5 protein-coding genes are annotated in these 2,044 nt (G+C 41.9%); all 5 read left to right on the top strand.

Annotated features, from left to right (window positions below; all coding sequences use genetic code 11):
* The first annotated feature begins 214 nt into the window (after positions 1–214).
* Positions 215–445, top strand: coding sequence for a hypothetical protein (locus B9G53_RS11625; protein WP_094532346.1), 231 nt, complete (start codon positions 215–217; stop codon positions 443–445).
* Positions 442–726: a type II toxin-antitoxin system YafQ family toxin gene (locus B9G53_RS11620; RefSeq protein ID WP_094532344.1), complete on the top strand. Its 285-nt coding sequence runs from the start codon at positions 442–444 to the stop codon at positions 724–726. The genes B9G53_RS11625 and B9G53_RS11620 overlap by 4 nt, the downstream gene beginning before the upstream one ends.
* Positions 727–951: 225 nt before the next feature.
* Positions 952–1,341 carry a type II toxin-antitoxin system RelE/ParE family toxin gene (locus B9G53_RS11615; RefSeq protein ID WP_094532342.1) on the top strand — a complete coding sequence of 130 codons (390 nt, stop codon included), beginning with the start codon at positions 952–954 and terminating at the stop codon, positions 1,339–1,341.
* A complete protein-coding gene (locus B9G53_RS11610; protein ID WP_094532340.1) occupies positions 1,319–1,630 on the top strand; it encodes a DNA-binding transcriptional regulator in 312 nt (103 codons plus the stop codon). Before B9G53_RS11615 ends, B9G53_RS11610 begins: the two co-directional genes overlap by 23 nt.
* Positions 1,631–1,667: 37 nt before the next feature.
* A partial coding sequence (locus tag B9G53_RS11605; protein ID WP_176453185.1) for a leucine-rich repeat domain-containing protein occupies positions 1,668–2,044 on the top strand: 377 nt, incomplete at its 3' end.

The following is a 2,044-nucleotide window of genomic DNA, read 5'->3' as shown; positions in this document are numbered from 1 at the left end:
GCATTGAAAAATGTTGGGCTTGGCTCAAATCTCGCATTCGTAAACTCTTACGCGATTCGGCTAATCTTCATGATGCTATTGACTCCGTTCTTGCTCTTGCCACGTCCTAACCTAGCTGGCTATAGCTATATGAGAAAAGTTCTGCGGGATTGGGTTCGATCGCTTGCCTAAAAACCTTGTAAAATATTATGAATCTGCTCGTTTAGGGTGAATTATGATTACGTTTGAAAGTGCGCTTGATGCGGTTAGTCAGTTGTCAATCGATCAGCAGGAAATGTTAATTGATATTCTTAAAAAACGCAATGCTGAGGTGAGAAGGCGGCAGATTCTAGAAGAATGTCGTGAGGGCTTGATTGAGTATCGTGCTGGTGTTTTAAAGGCTCAGACAGCGGAGGAAGCGATCGCCGATCTGCGTAGTTATTTGGATAGTTCTGAGGATGCATGAGAAAGCTGATTTTGACTTCTAAAATTAAGAGGTCGCTGAAAAAATTTGTGCAGCGTAATGTGGGCTTACAGAGACAGGTGGAGAGGACTTTGTTGCAAATGACGGAAGATGTGTTTGCGCCTAGTTTGATGTCGCATCGGCTGAAGGGTGAGTATGATGGTTTACGGGCTTGTTCTTGTGGATATGATTGTCAGATTATTTTCTCTATTGAGAAGAATGAACAAACGAATGAAGAAGAGATTGTTTTGTTAAATGTTGGTTCCCATGATGAGGTGTATTAAGTTCGCACAAGACAACAGGCAATCCATCACCGCTAATTAATTTTTTCCTTTTTACTTTCTACTTTTTCCTTGAATTTATGACAGATGCAGAGTTATTGGCAATAATCGCACAAGCTGAACGTGAGGGCTGGACAGAACTCGATCTGTCGGGGAACGATCTGGAAGGATTGCCTAGCGAAATTAGATGATTACTAAATATATAGCACTAAGTGCTATAGTAAAATCATGAGTATCCATAAAACTCGTTGGTTTGATCGTTGGGCGCGGAAGCAAGGACTAAATAATCTTAGTCTATGTTTAGCTGTGCGAGAAATGATGGAAGGGCTATATGAGGCAGATCTGGGTGGTGGATTAGTCAAAAAACGAGTTGCAAGAATTGGACAGGGTAAAAGTGGAGGTTTTCGGACATTAGTTGCTACAAATAGAGGCGATCGCTGGATTTTTGTATTTGGTTTTGCTAAGAGCGATCGCGGCAATATTAATAAACAGGAAGAGGAAGCTTTGAAGAAATTGTCTAATCATCTTCTTGCCTTATCGGTAGAAGATTTAGCTATGGCTCAGCGTAATGATGAATTAATAGAGGTACTTTGTAATGAAGAAATCAGCAATTCTTGAAGCAGTACATGAAACTGCTAAGGGGCTACATCAGTCTGGCGTGATGGATCAAGTGACTTTACGCGAGTTCGATCGCTTATGTTTGCCTCCAGTGGAACCGTTACAACCTGAGCAAATCAGGCAAATTCGAGAAGCTTGTCGAGTGAGTCAGGCGGTGTTTGCTTCTTTGCTAAATACGAGTGTGTCAACGGTGCAGAAGTGGGAGATCGGGCAGAAGCGACCAAGTGGAACTGCGCTAAAGTTGTTACATCTAGTTAAAAATCGCGGCTTAGAAATCATCACTTTCTAATTTTTTCCTTTTTCCTTTCTACTTTTTCCTTGAACTTATGACAGATGCAGAGTTATTGGCAATAATCGCACAAGCAGAACGTGAGGGCTGGACGGAACTCGATCTGTCGGGGAACGATCTGGAAGGATTGCCGAGCGAAATTGGACGGTTGCAAAGTCTGGAAAAGTTGATTTTAGGGAAGATTGACTATAAGGAAGGAGAGATCAAACGAAATCGTTTAACTGCTATTCCCCAAGAGATTTTTCAATTAACCAATCTCAAAGAACTGCATATTCCATACAACCAAATCAAAGAAATTCCCGATGCGATCGTCAACTTAGCCAATCTCACTCAGCTTGACCTCAGTTCCAACCAAATTACGCAGATACCAGATGCGATCAGCAACTTAGCCAATCTCACTCAGCTTGACCTCAG

Source organism: Pseudanabaena sp. SR411, assembly GCF_002251945.1.
Taxonomy (GTDB): Bacteria; Cyanobacteriota; Cyanobacteriia; order Pseudanabaenales; family Pseudanabaenaceae; genus Pseudanabaena.
This window is presented reverse-complemented; position numbering and strand designations above follow the sequence as displayed.